This window comes from Corallibacter vietnamensis (assembly GCF_039537875.1).
GTDB classification, from domain to species: Bacteria; Bacteroidota; Bacteroidia; order Flavobacteriales; family Flavobacteriaceae; genus Corallibacter; species Corallibacter vietnamensis.
Genome location: NZ_BAABBI010000001.1, coordinates 938523 through 956459 on the forward strand (window position 1 = coordinate 938523; position 17937 = coordinate 956459).

The 17937-nt window shown below is 33.1% G+C and carries 13 protein-coding genes and 1 tRNA gene; 3 read left to right on the forward strand and 11 right to left on the reverse strand.

What is annotated here, in order from left to right:
• Positions 1–6 precede the first annotated feature (6 nt).
• From ABD690_RS04335 to ABD690_RS04370, 8 genes are all read right to left on the reverse strand, one after another.
• On the reverse strand, positions 7–942 hold the full coding sequence (locus tag ABD690_RS04335) for a 2-hydroxyacid dehydrogenase (RefSeq protein WP_344727464.1): 936 nt from the start codon (positions 940–942) through the stop codon (positions 7–9).
• Positions 943–1064: 122 nt separating this feature from the next.
• Complete coding sequence (gene mgtE, locus ABD690_RS04340) at positions 1065–2438, reverse strand: magnesium transporter (RefSeq protein ID WP_344727466.1); 1374 nt, start codon at positions 2436–2438, stop codon at positions 1065–1067.
• Between the two features lie 22 nt (positions 2439–2460).
• On the reverse strand, positions 2461–3237 hold the full coding sequence (gene rsmA, locus ABD690_RS04345) for a 16S rRNA (adenine(1518)-N(6)/adenine(1519)-N(6))-dimethyltransferase RsmA (protein ID WP_344727468.1): 777 nt from the start codon (positions 3235–3237) through the stop codon (positions 2461–2463).
• 5 nt (positions 3238–3242) lie between these two features.
• Positions 3243–3566: a DUF4286 family protein gene (locus tag ABD690_RS04350; protein ID WP_344727470.1), complete on the reverse strand. Its 324-nt coding sequence runs from the start codon at positions 3564–3566 to the stop codon at positions 3243–3245.
• 44 nt (positions 3567–3610) lie between these two features.
• On the reverse strand, positions 3611–5389 hold the full coding sequence (locus ABD690_RS04355) for a tetratricopeptide repeat protein (RefSeq protein WP_344727472.1): 1779 nt from the start codon (positions 5387–5389) through the stop codon (positions 3611–3613).
• Positions 5390–5827: 438 nt separating this feature from the next.
• Positions 5828–7099 carry a serine--tRNA ligase gene (gene serS, locus ABD690_RS04360; RefSeq protein ID WP_344727474.1) on the reverse strand — a complete coding sequence of 424 codons (1272 nt, stop codon included), beginning with the start codon at positions 7097–7099 and terminating at the stop codon, positions 5828–5830.
• A gap of 64 nt (positions 7100–7163) precedes the next feature.
• The gene (locus tag ABD690_RS04365; protein WP_344727476.1) at positions 7164–8498 is read right to left on the reverse strand and encodes an HTTM domain-containing protein; all 1335 of its coding nucleotides are present in this window, start codon (positions 8496–8498) and stop codon (positions 7164–7166) included.
• Entirely contained in the window at positions 8485–9423 is a 939-nt protein-coding gene (locus ABD690_RS04370; protein WP_344727478.1) for a bifunctional riboflavin kinase/FAD synthetase, read from the reverse strand. Before ABD690_RS04370 ends, ABD690_RS04365 begins: the two co-directional genes overlap by 14 nt.
• Positions 9424–9633: 210 nt before the next feature.
• On the opposite strand from ABD690_RS04370, the gene ABD690_RS04375 reads away from it, so the two are divergent.
• Both ABD690_RS04375 and ABD690_RS04380 read left to right on the forward strand, forming a co-directional pair.
• On the forward strand, positions 9634–12402 hold the full coding sequence (locus tag ABD690_RS04375; RefSeq protein WP_344727480.1) for a T9SS type A sorting domain-containing protein: 2769 nt from the start codon (positions 9634–9636) through the stop codon (positions 12400–12402).
• Positions 12403–12578: 176 nt separating this feature from the next.
• The gene (locus ABD690_RS04380) at positions 12579–15311 is read left to right on the forward strand and encodes a reprolysin-like metallopeptidase (protein ID WP_344727482.1); all 2733 of its coding nucleotides are present in this window, start codon (positions 12579–12581) and stop codon (positions 15309–15311) included.
• Between the two features lie 54 nt (positions 15312–15365).
• Here the strand turns inward: ABD690_RS04380 and pth are convergent, their stop codons facing one another.
• From pth to ABD690_RS04395, 3 genes are all read right to left on the reverse strand, one after another.
• Positions 15366–16001 (reverse strand): aminoacyl-tRNA hydrolase, encoded by a 636-nt coding sequence (gene pth / locus ABD690_RS04385; RefSeq protein WP_344727484.1) that lies wholly within the window; start codon positions 15999–16001, stop codon positions 15366–15368.
• A 79-nt stretch (positions 16002–16080) separates the two neighbouring features.
• Complete coding sequence (locus ABD690_RS04390) at positions 16081–16707, reverse strand: 50S ribosomal protein L25/general stress protein Ctc (RefSeq protein ID WP_344727486.1); 627 nt, start codon at positions 16705–16707, stop codon at positions 16081–16083.
• Positions 16708–16730: 23 nt separating this feature from the next.
• Positions 16731–17672, reverse strand: a complete 942-nt coding sequence (locus ABD690_RS04395) for a ribose-phosphate pyrophosphokinase (protein WP_344727488.1) — start codon at positions 17670–17672, stop codon at positions 16731–16733.
• A gap of 153 nt (positions 17673–17825) precedes the next feature.
• Here ABD690_RS04395 and ABD690_RS04400 point away from each other — a divergent pair.
• Positions 17826–17907, forward strand: a tRNA-Leu gene (locus tag ABD690_RS04400).
• Positions 17908–17937: the final 30 nt, after the last annotated feature.

Sequence of the window (17937 nt, forward strand, 5' to 3'; positions counted from 1 at the left end):
TGAAAGTTAACAAAATCTAGCTTTAATTTTATCAACGATAGTTTGCGCTAGTTTTTCTTTGCTTTCAACTGTCCAACCCGCTACATGAGGTGTTAGTAATACATTTTCGGCTTGAATTATGTATTGAAATGCCTCTGGCATATAAGAAGAAAATAGGCTTTCAAAAGAGGCTTTTTCATATTCTAAAACGTCTAATCCTGCACCTAAAATTTTACCACTTTTTAAAGCTGAAACCAAATCGGTAGTGACAACACTTTTTCCGCGTGCTGTATTAATGAGCCAAAATGGTTTTTGAAACCCGTTAATAAAATCAGCATTAACCATATTGAGCGTTAGTGGTGTTTGTGGTGTATGTAAACTTAAAACATCTGCGTTTTCTTGTAAAGTTTCAAGAGATACTTGTTTGCAATTGTCGTCGCCAACATTAGGTTTTATATCATAGCAAAGAACTTCAACATCAAAACCACGAAGTTTTTTAGCAAAGGCTTTTCCCATGTTGCCATAACCAATAAGTCCAACGGTTTTGCCATCTAGCTCAATACCTCTGTTGGCTTCACGTAACCATTGACCATGTCGTACTTCGTTATCAGCTTTATTGAGCTTGTTGAATAAGGAAAGTAACATTCCTAAAGCGTGTTCGCCAACAGCATTGCGGTTGCCTTCTGGTGCTGAAATTAAATAAATGCCTTTGCTTTGGGCATAATCACAATCTATGTTTTCTAAACCAGCACCAACACGACCTATAAACTTTAAGTTTGTGGCAGCATCAAGAAACTGCTTGTCTATAGTAAAACGACTTCTTATTACAATACCATCATACTCATGAATTTTTGCTTCAATATCAGTTTTTGATGCCGTGTAATCTTCATGATTTGTAAATCCTAATGCATTAAGTTGATTAATGAGAAGCTCGTGATTGGTGTCTAGATGTAATATTTGCATAATGAAATGGTTGTTGCTTTGTAAAATTACGAAGTTTTGCGTTAGCGATTGCGCCATTGTTGGAGCTCTTTTTTAAAAAAAAGCGACTGGTAAAAGCGCGACCCAAAAGGGTAACGCCCTAATTAAAACCCTAAAATAAGTTTAGCTATTAAAAAGTAAATTAAAATACCAAATACATCATTGCTTGTTGTGATAAAAGGACCTGTTGCAACTGCTGGATCGATACCTCGCTTATCTAAAACAATAGGAATAAATGTTCCTATAAGAGCCGCCATTACAATTACAGATATTAATGCAACACCAATAGTTATAGATACATGATAGGTTGTACCAAAACCAAAATGACTAATTACCAGAGCTACACAGGCAATGGCAAGACCGTTTACTAAACCGAGACCAAACTCTTTAAATAGACGTTTTACAATGTTGCCATCTATGGTGTCATTGGCAAGACCTTGAACTACAATAGCTGAAGACTGTACACCAACATTTCCGGCTGTTGCTTGTATAAGAGGTATAAAAAGAAGTAATTCAGGAAATTTAAGCATAGCTTCACTAAAACCACTAATGATACTTGCAGCTCCAATACCTCCAAATACACCTATGAGTAACCAAGGTAAACGGGCTTTGGTAAGTTTCCAGATGCTATCGTCAGAGTCTACATCTTGAGAGATACCGGCAGCCATTTGGTAATCTTTATCAGCTTCTTCACGAATTACGTCTACAATATCATCAATGGTAATACGGCCTAAAAGGGTTTGGTTTTCATCAATGACAGGAATGGCTTCTAGGTCATATTTTTGCATGACTCTTGCAACTTCTTCTGCATCTTCATCAACGGTAACATAGTCAACACTTTTTATGTAGATATCAGCAATTTTTTGATCGCTTTTAGCAACAATTAAGTCTTTTAAAGAAAGTCTTCCAATAAGTTTGTCTTGTTTGTCAACCACGTAAATAGAGTGTACGCGTTTTACATCTTTTGCTTGACCGCGAATACGACGTAAACAACCAGCAACAGTCCAGGTTTCATAAACTTTTACAAGTTCTTTAGCCATGAGTCCACCAGCTGTATCTTCGTCATAGGCAAGAAGTTCTCTAATTTCTGCTTTATGTTCTTCGTCTTCAATTTGAGAGATTACTTCTAGCTGTCGTTCTTCAGAGAGTTCTGCAATAATATCAGCAGCATCATCAGTGTCTAATTCCTCAACTTCTTCAGCAATTTCTTTAGAAGATAATTGGTCTAATACTTTTTCACGATTGTCTTCATCAAGCTCCATTAAGATGTCTGAAGTGGTTTCAGAATCTAATAACTTTATGACATAAATGGCTTCGTCTAGATTTAATTCATCTAGAATTTCGGCGACATCAGCATAATGAAAATCACTTAAAAACTTGCGGAGTTCTTTATCGTTTTGTTCTTCGATAAGAAGCTCTACGGATTCTATAAGCTCATCTGTGAGTTCAAATTGTATGTTTTCTTTTTCTTCAGACAAATTGAATGTTTTTTTTAGAGAATTATGAATTATCGTTTTCAATTAATTGTGTAAGCATGATAAAATCGCTAACATTTAATTGCTCTGGGCGTTTGCCAAATATAGCATTTGCTTTTAAATTATCTGACAAATTGAATGTTTTTAAACTGTTACGAAGTGTTTTTCGGCGTTGTTGAAATCCTTGTTTTACAACCTTGAAAAATAAGGTTTCGTCACATGGTAAGGTGTAGTTTTCTTTTCTTGTTAATAAAAGCACACCTGAATCTACTTTTGGTGGCGGATTAAACACCGAAGGTGGAACTGTAAATAAATATTCGGCATGGTAAAATGCTTGTGTTAAAACAGATAAAATACCATATACTTTACTGCCTTCTTTAGAGCAAATACGTTGCGCAACTTCTTTTTGAAACATCCCTGAAAACTCTGGAATTTGGTCGCGCATTTCTAAAGTTTTGAATACAATTTGCGATGAAATATTGTAAGGGTAATTACCTATGATAGCAAAAGGCTGCTCGCCAAAAACTTTTGTGATATCGTATTTTAAAAAGTCTTGCTCTATAACTCTATTAGCAAGATTTAGGTAATTGGCTTTAAGGTATTCAACCGATTCTGTGTCAATTTCAATAACGTGGGTTGTGATGTCTTTTTTGAGCAAATATTTAGTAAGCACACCCATTCCTGGGCCAATTTCTAAAACATGTTTATAACCTTTAAGCGATAAGCTATCGGCAATTTTTTCAGCAATAGATTCATCGGTTAAAAAGTGTTGTCCTAAATGTTTTTTTGCTTTTACAGACATTGTTGTTAGTTAAAAGTTACTGAAAATTCATCAACTATTTCTAGTTCGGTTCTAAATGCAAGCATTTTGTCTGCAAATCGTTTTAGTCCGTCTTGTCGTAAAGCATCAGCATGGTTTTTATAATAAGCATCTAAATCTTCACGAGATTTTGCTCTATATTGAATAGAGTAGGTTAAGCCACCCATTTCTTCTTCTACTAAAACACGAGTTAATTTAGCTTCGGAAAAATGACCTGTTGCTAACACTAATGGAATATGGTTTTTTATCCAGTTTAACCATTCGTTATGAATGCTGTCATCTATGTTTGCAGTTACGTTGTAAATAATCATTTTTTAAGCACATTAATGTTTTATGGCTCAAAAATACAATTATACTAGTTAATAGCATCACCGCGAAGCATTCTAAATTTTTTTCGTGCTTCAACAAAATAAATACTGTCTTGATGATTAAAGATTATTTGCTCGTAATTTTCTTTGGCTTTTTCTGGATTGCTTAAGATATTGTTATAAAGTTCAGCAAGATAATAGTAGGCATCATCAGCAAGAATATCATCTTTAAAATTTGTGATGATAGCCTGGTAGTTTTTTATGGCTTTGTCGTATTGTTTGTTTTTTTCAAAAAGTTGGGCTTGTTTAAATAATGCTTGGTCTTCTATTGTTTTGCCTTTGTGCTGTGTTAAAATTTCCTCTAATAAGATAATGGCTTCTTGTGGTTTGTTTTGAAAATCCATTAAATCTGCTTTTGCATAGAGTTTAAGCCCTAACTGTGTTGAGTCTTCGTATTTGTTATCTGTAATTAGCAACATTAAGTCTAGTGCATCATTTGCAATAAGCTGCGATGTTGATGCTTTTAAGACTTTAAGTTGAGATTCTGCCCATTTAAAATCGCCCTTAAAAAAACTTGTTCTTGCAACTTTATATCTTGCTTCTTGAGAAATAGTACTGTTTTTTGAGCTACGCTGTATTTGTGTGTAATAAATTAAAGCTTCATTAAATTTTTCTTGAAGGACTAATATGTCTGCAAGTTCTATTTTTACTTGGGCTTCTTGAATTACTGTAAGTTGCAGTTGTAAGGTTTCTTTTAGAAATGTTGTTGCTTCTTTAGGTAGATGTTTGTTAAATGCTAAAAAATGAGCGTAAGCTATTTGCAGTTGTAAAGTTTGAGAAAACTTACCGTAGGTTTTGAATAGGTTTTGGTATTTAGTATCAATAGCATCTAAATCTTTTAAAGTTGCTAGCTGTGTTTCAATTTGTAATAAGTTATAATGCGCGTTTAGTTTTGTGTTTAGCTCTTGTGCTGTTTCAGATAAATAGGTGTAAATATCTTGAGCAATGTCATAGTTTTTATCGTTTAGAGCTACTAAAGCCAGCTCGTTTATTCTGTCAAGAGATTCAGGCTGCCTGCTAAAAATAGCTTTTTCTTGAACAAATGCTTTGTTATAATCTTTCTGTTGAATAAACAACCAGCTTAACATTTCATTCCAAAGTAGTTTAGGTTCTTCTTGAATTTTTTTTAGAAGAATTTTACGAAGCATAATATTGTTTTCGTTTTCGCTATTCTCACTAATAAATTCATTAAAAGCTCTTTTTATAGAGTTTATATAAGTTTCATTTTCATTAATTTCTACAAATTCCAGATAGCTTTTAAACATTTTTTCAATATGTCCTTGCTCACCATAAATTCTGGCAAGTTGAAGTTTGAAATTAGGGTTAGGACTTAATTCTAATCCTTTTTCATAAACTTGAATAGCTTGTTCAAGTAGCGAGTGGTCTTCAAAAGTACGACCTATAGTGTAAGCGTAATTGGGGTTTTGGTTTATAAAATCTATCGCTTTATTAAAGTTTACATTGGCTGAAATGGTATCGTTTTTAAGCTTAAAATTATATCCTAATTCTACAAATAGTCTAGGGTCTTTAACTTTTGTTAAGCGCTCTTGAAGTAAATTTTCAACCGTATTATAATGTTCTAGTTGTTGATGAGACTTTATTAGCTGGATAAAATAATTGCTGTTAGGATTCTTTTTGTATAGCTTTTGATAGGAGAGAAGTGCTTTTTCAAATTCTCCGTTTTTATAATATTCTTTAGCTTCAAGGTCTTCTTGTGAAAAGGCATTAAAACTTAAAAGAAAGCATAAAAAAACAACTAGTCTCATATTTTAACTTTGTGTAAATATAGCAAATGCTATGGGTAGAAAATGTAAATGTTATTATAAAAAAAATGCCTGAATTAATATTCAGGCATTTTGCCAATCAAAATAAATGTGCTATTAATCACTGTTAAGTTAAAACATGATTCAATTACTCGATTGGGACTATTTTTATTTTATAACTTCTGTAGTAGATAAGGCATTGCTTTTAGTTTCGTTTTTGTCTAAATCAGAAAAAAGCACGATGCTTGCTACAGTAATTACGGTTATTAATAGAAAAATTCGTTTCAGATTTTTCAATGTTAGATTTCATTTTAGATTTGGTATAACGAACTTCAAAAAAAATATTTATAAAAAAAAGAAAAACGCTAAAAATTCGTTAAACAACGTTAATTTTTAGCGTTTTATCGATAAAACAAGAATAATATTACAGAAGTAATAATCTTAATCTATCATATCAAATCCTGTATAAGGAATTAAAACTTCAGGAACTTTTATACCATCTTTTGTTTGGTAATTTTCTAATATTCCGGCAAGCACTCTTGGTAGTGCCAATGAGCTACCATTTAGTGTATGTGCTAATTCGTTTTTACCTTCACTGTTTTTGAATCGTAATTTTAAACGATTTGCTTGAAAGGTTTCAAAGTTTGATACTGAAGAAATTTCTAACCAACGGTCTTGTGCGGTTGAAAATACTTCAAAGTCATAAGTTAATGCAGATGTAAACCCTAAATCTCCACCACAAAGACGTAAAATTCTATATGGAAGCTTTAATTCGTTTAATATCTCTTTTACATGAGAAACCATACCATCTAACGCTTTGTAAGAATTATCAGGGTGCTCAACACGTAAAATTTCAACTTTATCAAATTGATGTAAACGATTTAATCCGCGAACATGAGCGCCATAACTACCTGCTTCACGACGAAAACATGGTGTATAACCTGTAATACCAATTGGTAAATCACTCTCGTTAAGTAGTGTGTCTCTGAAAAGGTTGGTTCCAGGAACTTCAGCAGTTGGAATTAAATATAAGTTATCACCAGTAACGTGATACATTTGTCCTTCTTTATCAGGTAATTGTCCGGTGCCATATCCAGAAGCTTCATTCACTAAATGTGGTAACTGGTACTCGGTATAACCTGCAGCTGTGTTTTTATCTAAAAAGTAAGCAATAAGTGCACGTTGTAATCTTGCACCTTTGCCTTTGTATACAGGAAATCCTGCTCCAGTAATTTTATTACCTAATTCAAAATCGATAATATCATACTTTTTAGCTAATTCCCAATGTGGTAATGCACCATCAACAAGTGTTGGAATGTCACCTTCTCTAAAAATCTCTTCGTTGTCTTCGTCTGTATTACCAGCTGGAACAGATTCATGAGGTACATTAGGTAATTGGTATAATAAATGACTTAATGCTTCGGCTTTATCATTTAAAGCTTGTTCAAGTTGTTTAGTCTCTTCTTTTATTTGCGTTGTTTTCTCCTTTAAAGCATTTGCTTCTTGTGCTTTTCCGGATTTGAACAAATTTCCTATTTCTTTGGAGATGCTGTTAGATTCTGCTTTAAGGGTGTCTAACTGTGTTTGAAGATTACGTCTGTCTTCATCTAAAGTAATCACGTCGTTGATAGACTGTGTTGCATCAATATTTCGTTTTGCTAAACGCTCAATAACCAATGCTTTGTTTTCTCTAATAAAAGGAATTTGTAACATACGTTTAAAAATTTAAGCGACAAATTTAAACAATTACAAAGAGATATAATCTTTAAAAAAGGGTTTAATTAGATGTTTTTTCTTCTAAACTTGACGGTAAAAGCCACGGACTATGCTTAAAAGTAAGCCATTTTTGTGCAGCAAGATCTACTTTAGGATCTGTTAGTGATTTGTAAGGTCTTCCGTTTACACTAATTTTTGAATCTACATATACAGAAATATCGTCTCCTTTTTTTGCATATTCTTTTTTTAAGTGTTGGGCAAACTGCCAAATTACATCAGGTTTTGCACTAGCTAGTCGTTGTTGTTTTTTTGTAAGATAGTCATCTAGGTTTACTAGTGTAGCTTCTTGAGTTTCTTTATTTACAATCTTGTAGGTAGCAATACCATGCTTAGTACGTAACATCATGCGCCAAGACATTCTGTGGCCTTCTTCTGTCCATAAAACATTATCTTTTATAAAATGATGTCTTAATGGTAGCCCTATTTGAATGATGAAATATATGGTGCCAATAATAATTAAAGGCTTTTTGTATGCAGGTATTATTACTTCGCCTTTATTATAAAACGGTTTCTTTTTCAAAAAAATGTTTCTCACAGTTTTTGGTTCAAAAAAGAATAAGGCAAAGGCAAGTGATAGGTAAGGGAAAATACCAACTTGAAAAACAATAGAGTTGAATAGGTGAAAGAAAATAGATGCATAAAAAGCCCATTTTCTTGTAGGTTTAAAAAGCAATAAAGGAATTATAAGTCCGTCAAAAAGAATACCGCCATAAGCCAAAAAGTATCGTAGCCAGGTTTGTTGTAAAAAATCGCCTATAAGGTAATAGTTTTGTTTGCTTCTCATAAGAAGCTCCATGACGGTGCCGTCAAGCCAATCTGGATATATTTTTGCAATTGAGCCGAAGGTGTAAACAATAAACATTTGTATGATAAACAATAAGCTACACCAATATGGCATAGATATGCTTTTTATGCTTGGGTTTTGTTTGGCATCAATAGAAAAATATTTATTTGCAGGTTGAAAAACCATGATAGTACTTAAAAAAATCAGTAAATAATAATGATTGTTATAAGATGATTTCTGCATAAGATAGGTGCCAAGCCACATAAGCGTAAACATAATGGTGCTCATTCTGTATTTGTAGCCAAGCATAATAAGAAAACCAAAAACACCCATTACAAGGTAATAAGCATACATCCAATTTTCAGGTAATGGTTGTAGCCATTCAAAACCAATAAAAGAAAATGTAAATTGAGGATCTATTAATGTGCGTTTTACCCAACCAGTTGCTATGGCTCCAACCGATTCTAAAAAACATAATAACCCAAAAATTACCCTGAAAATAATTAGAGGGCTATTGTCTATATGTTTAAATAACACATTATTTAGGTTCATTGTTTTCTAAATATAATTTTGATGATATTTCATCATTTTTTAGTTGTTCTTTTAAAGCATCAACAGATTCAAACTTTATTTCATCTCGAAGTCTATGAAGTAGTTTTATTGTTAACGCATTGCCGTAAATACTATTGTTAAAATTAAAAAAATGTACTTCAATAGACTGTTTAATATCATTACTTACTGTCGGGTTTACACCAATATTCATCATGCCATAATACGTTTTGTTATTTATGATAGATGACACAACGTATACGCCATGTTTTGGTATAAGCTTGTAGGTTTCATCAATTTGTATATTTGCCGTAGGAAAACCGATTGTATGACCAAGGCCTTTGCCTTTTACAACACTACCATTAAGCATAAAGTGGTAACCTAAATAACTATTTGCGGTTTTAATATCTCCTTGCAGTAATGCTTGTCTAATTTTTGTAGAGCTTACAGAAACATCATTGATTTCTTGTGCTGTAATTTCTTCAACTTCAAAATTATATTGTTCACCAAAAGCAATTAAATCATCAATATTAGCTGTTCTGTTTCTTCCAAAATGATGATCATAACCTATAATTATTTTTTTTACGTTTAATTGATTTACTAGAATTTTAGAAACAAAATCTTCAGCAGTAAGTCTGGAAAATTCTTGAGTAAACTCTTTTATATATAAAATATCCAAACCAAGATTTTCTAAAATCTCGGCTTTTTCATTTAACGTATTAATAAGTTTTATACTAGTATCTTTTTGCAATACCATTCTAGGATGAGGAAAAAACGTCAGAATTACAGCATCTAGACCTTGTTTTTTTGCAGTATTAATTAACCTGGAAATAATTTTTTGATGCCCAATATGTACACCATCAAAGGTGCCAATGGTAATAGCAGTTGCTTGATGAAAAGATTCTTTTTTAGATTTTATTATTTTCAAATTACAAATATTGATGATACAAAAATAAAAAAGAGGATTGAATAAGTTTCAATCTACTTTTTTTATTTGCTTAAACAAGGAAATGTTTGAAGTTTGAATAGTATGTGGTTTATAAAAAGATTTAATGTTATGTTGTTTTTGTTTAACTATTAATAATTGTTGTGTTTTTTTTAGTAATTTTAGGATCTTATTAACATTTAACATAAAATCATGAAAAAAAATTACTCAAAAAGTGTTTTTGAAAGTGAAAATGTTTTTTTAGTTCTCTTTGTGGTACTTTTTAATTTTGTACTATTTGCACAAAAACCACAAGCTAAAAAAGGTTTTGAAATCTCATTAGAACACGACGAGGTGTTTCCTACAGAAATAAAAAAAACTGGCCGTTATAATGCAAGCACAGGGTTTCCGGTGGCTCTATATGGTTTAAACTATGAGGTTCCTCAAGGCTCACCAGAAACTATGGCGCAATACTATTTAGGTAATGAATATGAAACATTAGGACTAGAAAAGAAGGATTTGTCAAATTTAAGACACCATGCTACAAGATCTACAAGTTCAGGCACTGTAGTGAGGTATAGACAATATTCTGGAGATTATCCTGTGAATAAAAATGAAATTACTATATCTATTTCGCCAAAAAACAAGATAGTTTATGTGATGAATAGTTATCAAAAACTTAAAGCTTTTAATCAAAACCCTTCAATATCAAAAGATAGAGCATACGAGATAGCTAATGAATACTTAAATATAAATAGCGCTGTAAGTTATAGAAACACCCATTTAACTGTTTACAATAACACGAAAATCACAAAATTGGCCCACGAAGTAGTTATATCAGCTACAGATCCATTAGGTGAATGGCATGTTTTTGTTGACGCTCAAACAGGTGAGGTTTTTAAAGTGGTTGATTTAAATCATTATCATACTGATAAAGACAAGAAAAAAAAGAAAGTAAATAAGAGTAATTCTTTAGATAAGTCTAATGAATATCGTCGTCGAGCAACTGGAACAGGGATGGTATTTAATCCAGATCCATTATCATCCAATGGTGTTGCTTACGGTGGAGGATATGTTGATGGTAATGACGCTAATACTACTGAACTCAATAATGCAAGGTTTAGTGTAATATTAAATGACATAACTCAAACAGGAAGTACATACTCTTTAGTTGGCCCACGTGCAGAAATTGTTGATTTTGATGCACCAAGTACGGGACTTTTTTCTCAAAATTCATCAGATTTTAGTTTTACACGACAAGAGCAAGGCTTTGAACCAGTAAACATATATTTTCATATAGATTATTTAATAAATTACATCAATAACACATTAGGTTGTGATGTCATGCCGTATCAGTATTCAGGTGGTGTAAGATATGATGCTCATGGAGCAGGAGGAGCTGATAATTCATATTATACAGGAGGAACAGGGAGACTTTCTTTTGGAGAAGGTTGTGTTGATGATGGCGAAGATTCTGATGTGATTCATCATGAATTAGGGCATGGATTGCATGACTGGGTAACAGCAGGAGGTCTTTCTCAAGTTGATGGATTAAGTGAGGGTTGTGGAGATTATGTAGCGCAATCTTACAATAGAAGTTTAGGAAACTGGAACTCTACAGACCCTCAATATAATTGGGTTTTTAACTGGGATGGACACAATACATGTTGGGGTGGTAGAACCACAGCTCATACAGCAACTTACCCAGATGGTCTTGTGGGTCAAATACATACAGATGGACAAATCTGGGCTACTTGTTTGATGGGTATTTGGGATGAAATAGGTCAGCAAGAAATGGACAAGATTTTTTATGAAGGTTTAGGGATGACGAATGGTGCCTCAAGCCAGAATGATGCTGCAGTTGCAGTTTATCAAGCAGCAGTAAACCTTAATTATAGTCAGTCAGATATCAATACGATACATTCATCATTAACAGATTGTGGTTATACTTTACCAGCTTTACCAGGACCGCCAGTTGCAGCTTTAAGTGTTGATAATGAAAGTATCTGTTTAGATACTAACAACATTGTTGTTTTTTCTGATAATTCAGTCCCAGATGCTACATCTTGGTCTTGGTCTTTTGAAGGAGGAACACCAAGTTCTTCTACAGATCAGAACCCTACAGTAACATATTCTTCAGATGGTACATATGATGTTACACTAACAGTTACAAATTCTTTCGGAACAGATACAATTACATTAACTGATTATATTTCTGTTGTTTCTGGAAGTAATTGTGTGTCTTGTGATAGTTTGTGCCCTTCAGAAGGGAATACTGTATACGATACTAGTACTACGTTGGTCGTTTTTAATGAAATTAATAATGCTTCAGGTAAGCCTTCAGGTTATAGCGATTATACCGCTAGTATTTCAACAGATGTAAATAGAGAGTCTGAATATGATTTAACAGTTCATTTAAACACAGACGGAAACTGGGAATGCTTTACAAGAGTTTGGATTGATTGGAACCAAAATTGTGTGTTTGATGCAAATGAAGAGTATGATTTAGGAAGTGCTCAAAATGTGTCAAACGGCGCAACTTCAAATTCTCCATTAACTGTTACTGTGCCTGTTAATGCCGTTTTAGGAACTACAACTATGAGGGTGTCTACACAGTATAATGCAGCTCCAGGACCATGTGAAGTTACCACTGGAGCGGGTTCAAGTTTTGACGCTGAAGTAGAAGATTATGCTGTAAACGTGCTTGGGTCTTTATCAGTTGTTGAAAATGTGTTTTCAGGCTTTAGTGTTTATCCAAATCCTAATAGCGGAAGTTTTAATGTGAAAATGAATGCCATATCAAGTAATAATATTGATATTAAAGTTTATGATATAAGAGGAAGACGTGTTTTTGATAACACATATAATGCCTCTCAGGACTTTAATCAAACTATAAATTTAGGAGATGTGCAATCAGGAATATATTTGTTAAATGTGTCTGATGGACAAAAAACAGTTGTCAAAAAATTAATTGTAAATTAATTCATTAAACAAAAATTAAACAAAAAAAGGAAATCCTTATGAGGGTTTCCTTTTTTATGTTACAATTCTTTGGTTTTGACTAGATTTAAAATCGTAATTTTTTATCTAATTACAATTATTTGCCATATGTGAAATAAATGTTAAATTTGAAAAACCCTTAAGACTAATATAATATTATGAGAAAAAAACTACATTATGTCTTTTTATCAGCAATGTGTTTCTTTTGTTTTTCGATTTATGCCCAAAATGACTATTGGTCAAAATCGAGCCCTGAAACTCATAGGCTGGGAAAAAAAGTGCATAGAGCATCTTACCCTTCAGAATTTGAAGTTTTTAATTTAGATATAGATAGATTTAAAAGTGTGTTGAGCGAAGCTCCATTACAAGAGTCTGTATCGACAAGAAGAGCTGGAGCTTCTTTAGTAATGGAGTTTCCTACAGCAGATGGAACATATGAAAAATTTTCTGTAACAGAATCTTCAATTATGGAGCCTGGTTTGGCAGCACGTTACCCTATGATAAAAACTTATAAAGCTATAGGTGTTGATGATCCTACAGCTACAATGAGATTTAGTGTTACTCAATTTGGATTACATGCAATGTCTTTATCAGGAAAGAGAAGTTCAGTTTATATAGATCCATTTACAGAAAATAGAGAATCATACATCGTTTATGATCGAGTTTCTTTAGGAGAAGATTTACAAAACTTTGAATGTTTGGTTGATGAAAACATTAATCTACAATCTCTTGAAAACGATCACGCTTCTAACAGAAATGATACAAATGATCAAAAGTTAAGAGAATATCGTTTAGCATTATCATGTAATGGTGAATATGCGCAAATATTTGCAGGAACAGGAACTGTTGCTCAGCAAAAAGCAAATGTTCAAGCTCAGATGGCTATTACTATGAATAGAGTTAATGAAATTTATGAGCGTGATTTAGCTATTAGATTAATATTTGTTGCAAATAATGATGATATTATATATTTAAATCCGGCGTCAGATCCTTGGGTAAATGAATTTAATACAACAACAGCACAAACTATTGATAATGTAATAGGTGTATTTAATTACGATATAGGGCATAATTTTAATACAACAGGAGGTGGAAGTGCAGGATGTTTAGGGTGTGTTTGCTCATCTCAAAGCCAAAGTGATTTTCATAAAGGTAGAGGATATACAGGGAGAAATGACCCGACAGGAGATCCTTTTGATATTGATTATGTTGCACATGAAATGGGACACCAATTTGACGGATGGCATACTATGAATACTTGTAGCAGATCAGGAAATGGAGCTACAGAAGTAGAGCCAGCATCTGGAAGTTCTATTATGGGGTATGCAGGAATCTGTCCAACAAACGTTCAGTCAAATAGTGACGCTCATTTTAACTATGTGAGTATTCGTGATATTTCTCAAAATATTCAAACAGGTGTTAGTAGTAGTTGTGATGTAGAGACTAATTTAGTAAATCAACCACCAATTGCTGATGCAGGCGATGATTATACAATACCTGCAAATACAGCGTTTGTTTTAAGGGGTTCAGCCTCTGATCCAGATGGTATGGAGTCACTAACTTACAATTGGTCGCAAAATGACCCAGAGCGAGCACCAGGAACGGGATCACCAGAGTCTACATGGGCTCAAGGACCATTATATCGCTCCGTTCTACCATCTACGTCTCCTAATCGTTATATGCCGCAATTATCTGATGTGTTAAGTGGAAATTTAATAACAACTTGGGAAGTAACTCCATCTGTAACTAGGAGTATGGAATTTTCTTTTATAGTAAGAGATAATGGTAGTGGTTTTGCCGAAGGTATTGGGCAGACAGATGCAGATTTAATGTCTGTTAATGTAAATGCATCAGCAGGTCCTTTTGCTGTTACATCTCAAAATACAAGTGGATTAACTTTAGAGCAAGGAGCAATAGAAACCTTTACCTGGGATGTTGCAGGAACTAATGCCAACGGAATTAATACATCTCATGTAAATATTTTACTGTCTACAGATAACGGACTTACTTTTGATACCGTATTAGCGGCTAATACTCCTAATGATGGTACAGAAACAATTACTTTACCACCTGGTTTAGCGGCTCCGTTTTGTAGGGTTATGATTGAAGCTGTTGATAATATTTTCTATGCAGTTAATTCAGAAGCATTTTCAATAGGCTATGCTATAACATGTAATACTTATTCATCAGCGGATGCTTTAGGTTTAGCAATTCCAGATGGAGTTGGACCTAACCAGGGAGGTTCTGCTCTTTTTAATACTATAAATGTGCCAGATTCTCAAACTATTAGTCAAATATCTGTTAGTGCTAATATATCTCATACATGGATTGGTGATTTAGTTATTCAAATTCAACATCCTAACGGTACTACTTTTACAAATGTGTGGAATAGAGATTGTAATGATGGTGATGATAATATAAACGTAACATTTCAAGATGGAGCTGCTTCTATTGTTTGTGCTACTCCTACAACAGGAACTTATGCGCCTGCCCAACCACTTAACGTGTTTTCAGGTTTAGATAGTAGTGGAGATTGGAATATTGCTGTTGTAGATAACTATAATCAAGATACAGGTGTTCTGAATAGTTGGTCTATTGAAATATGTTCAACTGTAGCTGGGTTAAGTACGGAAGAGTTTAGTTTTTCTGAATTTAGTGTTTTCCCAAATCCTAATAACGGTAGTTTTAATGTAAAAATGAAGTCAATATCTAGTGATAAGATTGATATTGAAGTTTATGATATAAGAGGAAGACGTGTTTTTGATAACGTACACAACGCATCTCCAGACTTTAATGAGACTATAGACTTAGGAAGTGTGCAATCAGGAATGTATTTATTAAATATATCTGATGGACAAAAAACAGTTACCAAAAAGTTAATTGTAAAATAATATATTAAGCAAAAATTAAACAAAAAAGGAAACTCAAATGAGAGTTTCCTTTTTTTATTTACCATTAAATGAGTTCATGGTATTGTTTACGCCTGCTGTTCCAAAAGATTTTATAAGCTCAATAGAGGTGTTTAATCTTTCAGGTAGTTTAAGCGACTCATCTTCATTCCAGTCTCCTAATACGTAGTCAATCTGTTTGCCTTTACTAAACTCATTACTTATACCAAACCTAAATCTATTGTACTTGTTTGTTTGTAGTTTATCTTGAATGTCTTTTAAACCATTGTGGCCACCATCACTTCCTTTGGTTTTTAATCGAATACTGCCAAAAGGAAGATTTAAATCATCTGTAATGACAAGTAAGTTTTCTAATGGTATTTTTTCTTTAGTAAGCCAATATTGTACAGCTTTACCACTTAAGTTCATATAAGTACTTGGCTTTAGCAAGATAAATGTTCTTCCTTTGAATTTGTAGGTGGTTATATCTCCTAATTTTTGAGTTTCAAAAGTAAGTGTCTCCTTTTGTGCTAAATGGTCAAGGATTTTAAAGCCAATATTATGTCTGGTATTTGCGTATTTCTCTCCTATGTTACCAAGTCCAACGATTAAAAATTTTTTCATAGAATTTGTTTCATTAATTAAAGTAGATGCTGTCTGCTTTTTAAATAAACGGTATAGAAATTTACACATTTTAATAGTTTGTGTAAAAATAAAAAAGCATTCTGAAATAGAATCAGAATGCTTTTTAAATAAACTAGATTAGTTTTTACTATTCTTGAGCGTCAGTTGCTTCAGCTGAAGTTTCTTCTTCATCGTCTTCATCATCTTCAAGCGCTGCTAAAGCCATTGCTGCTCTTGCACGTTTTATTTGACAAACAACAGTGCTGTCAGCATGCATTATTTTGTAAGCCTCATTTTCTAAAGCAGTTACATATAACTTATCACCAATTTTTAAAGGAGTAATATCTACTTCAATAAAATCAGGTAAGTTTTTAGGTAAAGCTTTTACTCTTAAACGACGTGAGTTTTTACGTAAAACACCACCAGCTTTAACACCTCTTGAGTTTCCAATAAAGTGTACAGGAACCTCCATAGTAATTGGTTTTTCGTCATTTAACTCATAGAAATCTATGTGTAAAATGTTGTCTGTTACTGGATGAAACTGAATGTCTTGCATGATAGCATTAAGTGTTTCACCATTGTCTAAAGCAATCACAACTGTATGCGCGTTAGGCGTATAAACCAGTTTTGAGAATGCTATTTCATCTGCAGAGAAATGCAATGGCTTATCACCTCCGTATAATACGCAAGGTACCTGTCCAGCATTACGTAAGGCTTTTGTTGACTTTTTGCCTACGCTTTCTCTTTTAGATCCGTTAATTGTAATTGATTTCATTCTTTGTTTATATTAATTATTAATTACATTATAAATTTAGAACTAATTGACTTGTTGTAATGTACGTTATACATAACATCAGCAAATAGTTCAGCACAACTTAATACTCTAATTTTTTTGCTTTCCTGTTTTAAAGGAATTGAATCAGTAACAATCAATTCTTCTAATTTAGAGTTTTCAAGTTTTTCATATGCATTGCCAGATAATATTGGGTGTGTACAAATGGCTCTTACGCTTTTTGCACCACGATCCATCATTAAGTCGGCAGCTTTTGTTAGTGTGCCAGCTGTGTCAACCATATCATCTACCAAAACAACATTTTTTCCAGTAACATCACCTATAAGCTCCATGTGAGAGATAACATTTGCTTTAGCACGTTGTTTGTAGCAAATAACAACATCACTTTCTAGTGCTTTTGAATAGGCATAGGCTCTTTTTGAACCTCCCATGTCTGGTGACGCTATTGTTAGGTTGTCAAGGTTTAAGCTTCTCAAATAAGGTAAGAAAATTGTAGAGGCAAATAAATGATCTACTGGTTTTTCAAAAAATCCTTGAATTTGATCTGCGTGTAAATCCATGGTTATAATTCTAGTTGCTCCAGCTGTTTCAAGCATTTTAGCTACTAATTTTGCAGCTATAGGAACTCTAGGTTTATCTTTTCGGTCTTGTCTAGCCCAACCAAAGTAAGGTAATACGGCTGTTATGTGTCTTGCAGATGCGCGTTTTGCAGCATCTATCATTAAAAGCATTTCCATTAAATGCTCTGGTCCCGGATGTGTAGATCCGATTATAAATATTCGCGTACCTCTAATAGATTCTTCATAAGATGGTTGAAATTCACCATCACTATATGTTGAAGTAATAACATTTCCTAAACTCTCTCCAAAATTTGCGGCAATTTTTTCTCCAAGTACTTTACTTTGAGCGCAAGCGAAAATTTTAGCTTCGGTATTTAAATTAGGCATTGTTAATCTATTGTTTAATAATGAATTATATTCATTCTTGTTTAATGAGGTGCAAATTTAGAAATTTATTTTAACTGCAAAAAGATAAAAGAGACTATTTTGATTGTTTGTAGCTATTTATTTTATAATTTTGCAATCCCGTTTTTAGAATTAGCTCAAGTGGCGGAATTGGTAGACGCGCTGGATTCAAAATCCAGTTCTTTCGGGAGTGTGGGTTCGATTCCCACCTTGAGTACGTGTTAAGCCTGATAAACAGATGTTTAGC

Excerpts from the sequence above, each read along its gene's own strand:
- ABD690_RS04335 (WP_344727464.1), bottom strand. The coding sequence starts at position 942 with ATGCAAATATTACATCTAGACACCAATCACGAGCTTCTCATTAATCAA.
- rsmA (WP_344727468.1), bottom strand. The coding sequence starts at position 3,237 with ATGTCTGTAAAAGCAAAAAAACATTTAGGACAACACTTTTTAACCGAT.
- ABD690_RS04350 (WP_344727470.1), bottom strand. The coding sequence starts at position 3,566 with ATGATTATTTACAACGTAACTGCAAACATAGATGACAGCATTCATAAC.
- ABD690_RS04355 (WP_344727472.1), bottom strand. The coding sequence starts at position 5,389 with ATGAGACTAGTTGTTTTTTTATGCTTTCTTTTAAGTTTTAATGCCTTT.
- serS (WP_344727474.1), bottom strand. The coding sequence starts at position 7,099 with ATGTTACAAATTCCTTTTATTAGAGAAAACAAAGCATTGGTTATTGAG.
- ABD690_RS04365 (WP_344727476.1), bottom strand. The coding sequence starts at position 8,498 with ATGAACCTAAATAATGTGTTATTTAAACATATAGACAATAGCCCTCTA.
- ABD690_RS04375 (WP_344727480.1), top strand. The coding sequence starts at position 9,634 with ATGAAAAAAAATTACTCAAAAAGTGTTTTTGAAAGTGAAAATGTTTTT.
- ABD690_RS04380 (WP_344727482.1), top strand. The coding sequence starts at position 12,579 with ATGAGAAAAAAACTACATTATGTCTTTTTATCAGCAATGTGTTTCTTT.
- pth (WP_344727484.1), bottom strand. The coding sequence starts at position 16,001 with ATGTGTAAATTTCTATACCGTTTATTTAAAAAGCAGACAGCATCTACT.
- ABD690_RS04390 (WP_344727486.1), bottom strand. The coding sequence starts at position 16,707 with ATGAAATCAATTACAATTAACGGATCTAAAAGAGAAAGCGTAGGCAAA.
- ABD690_RS04395 (WP_344727488.1), bottom strand. The coding sequence starts at position 17,672 with ATGCCTAATTTAAATACCGAAGCTAAAATTTTCGCTTGCGCTCAAAGT.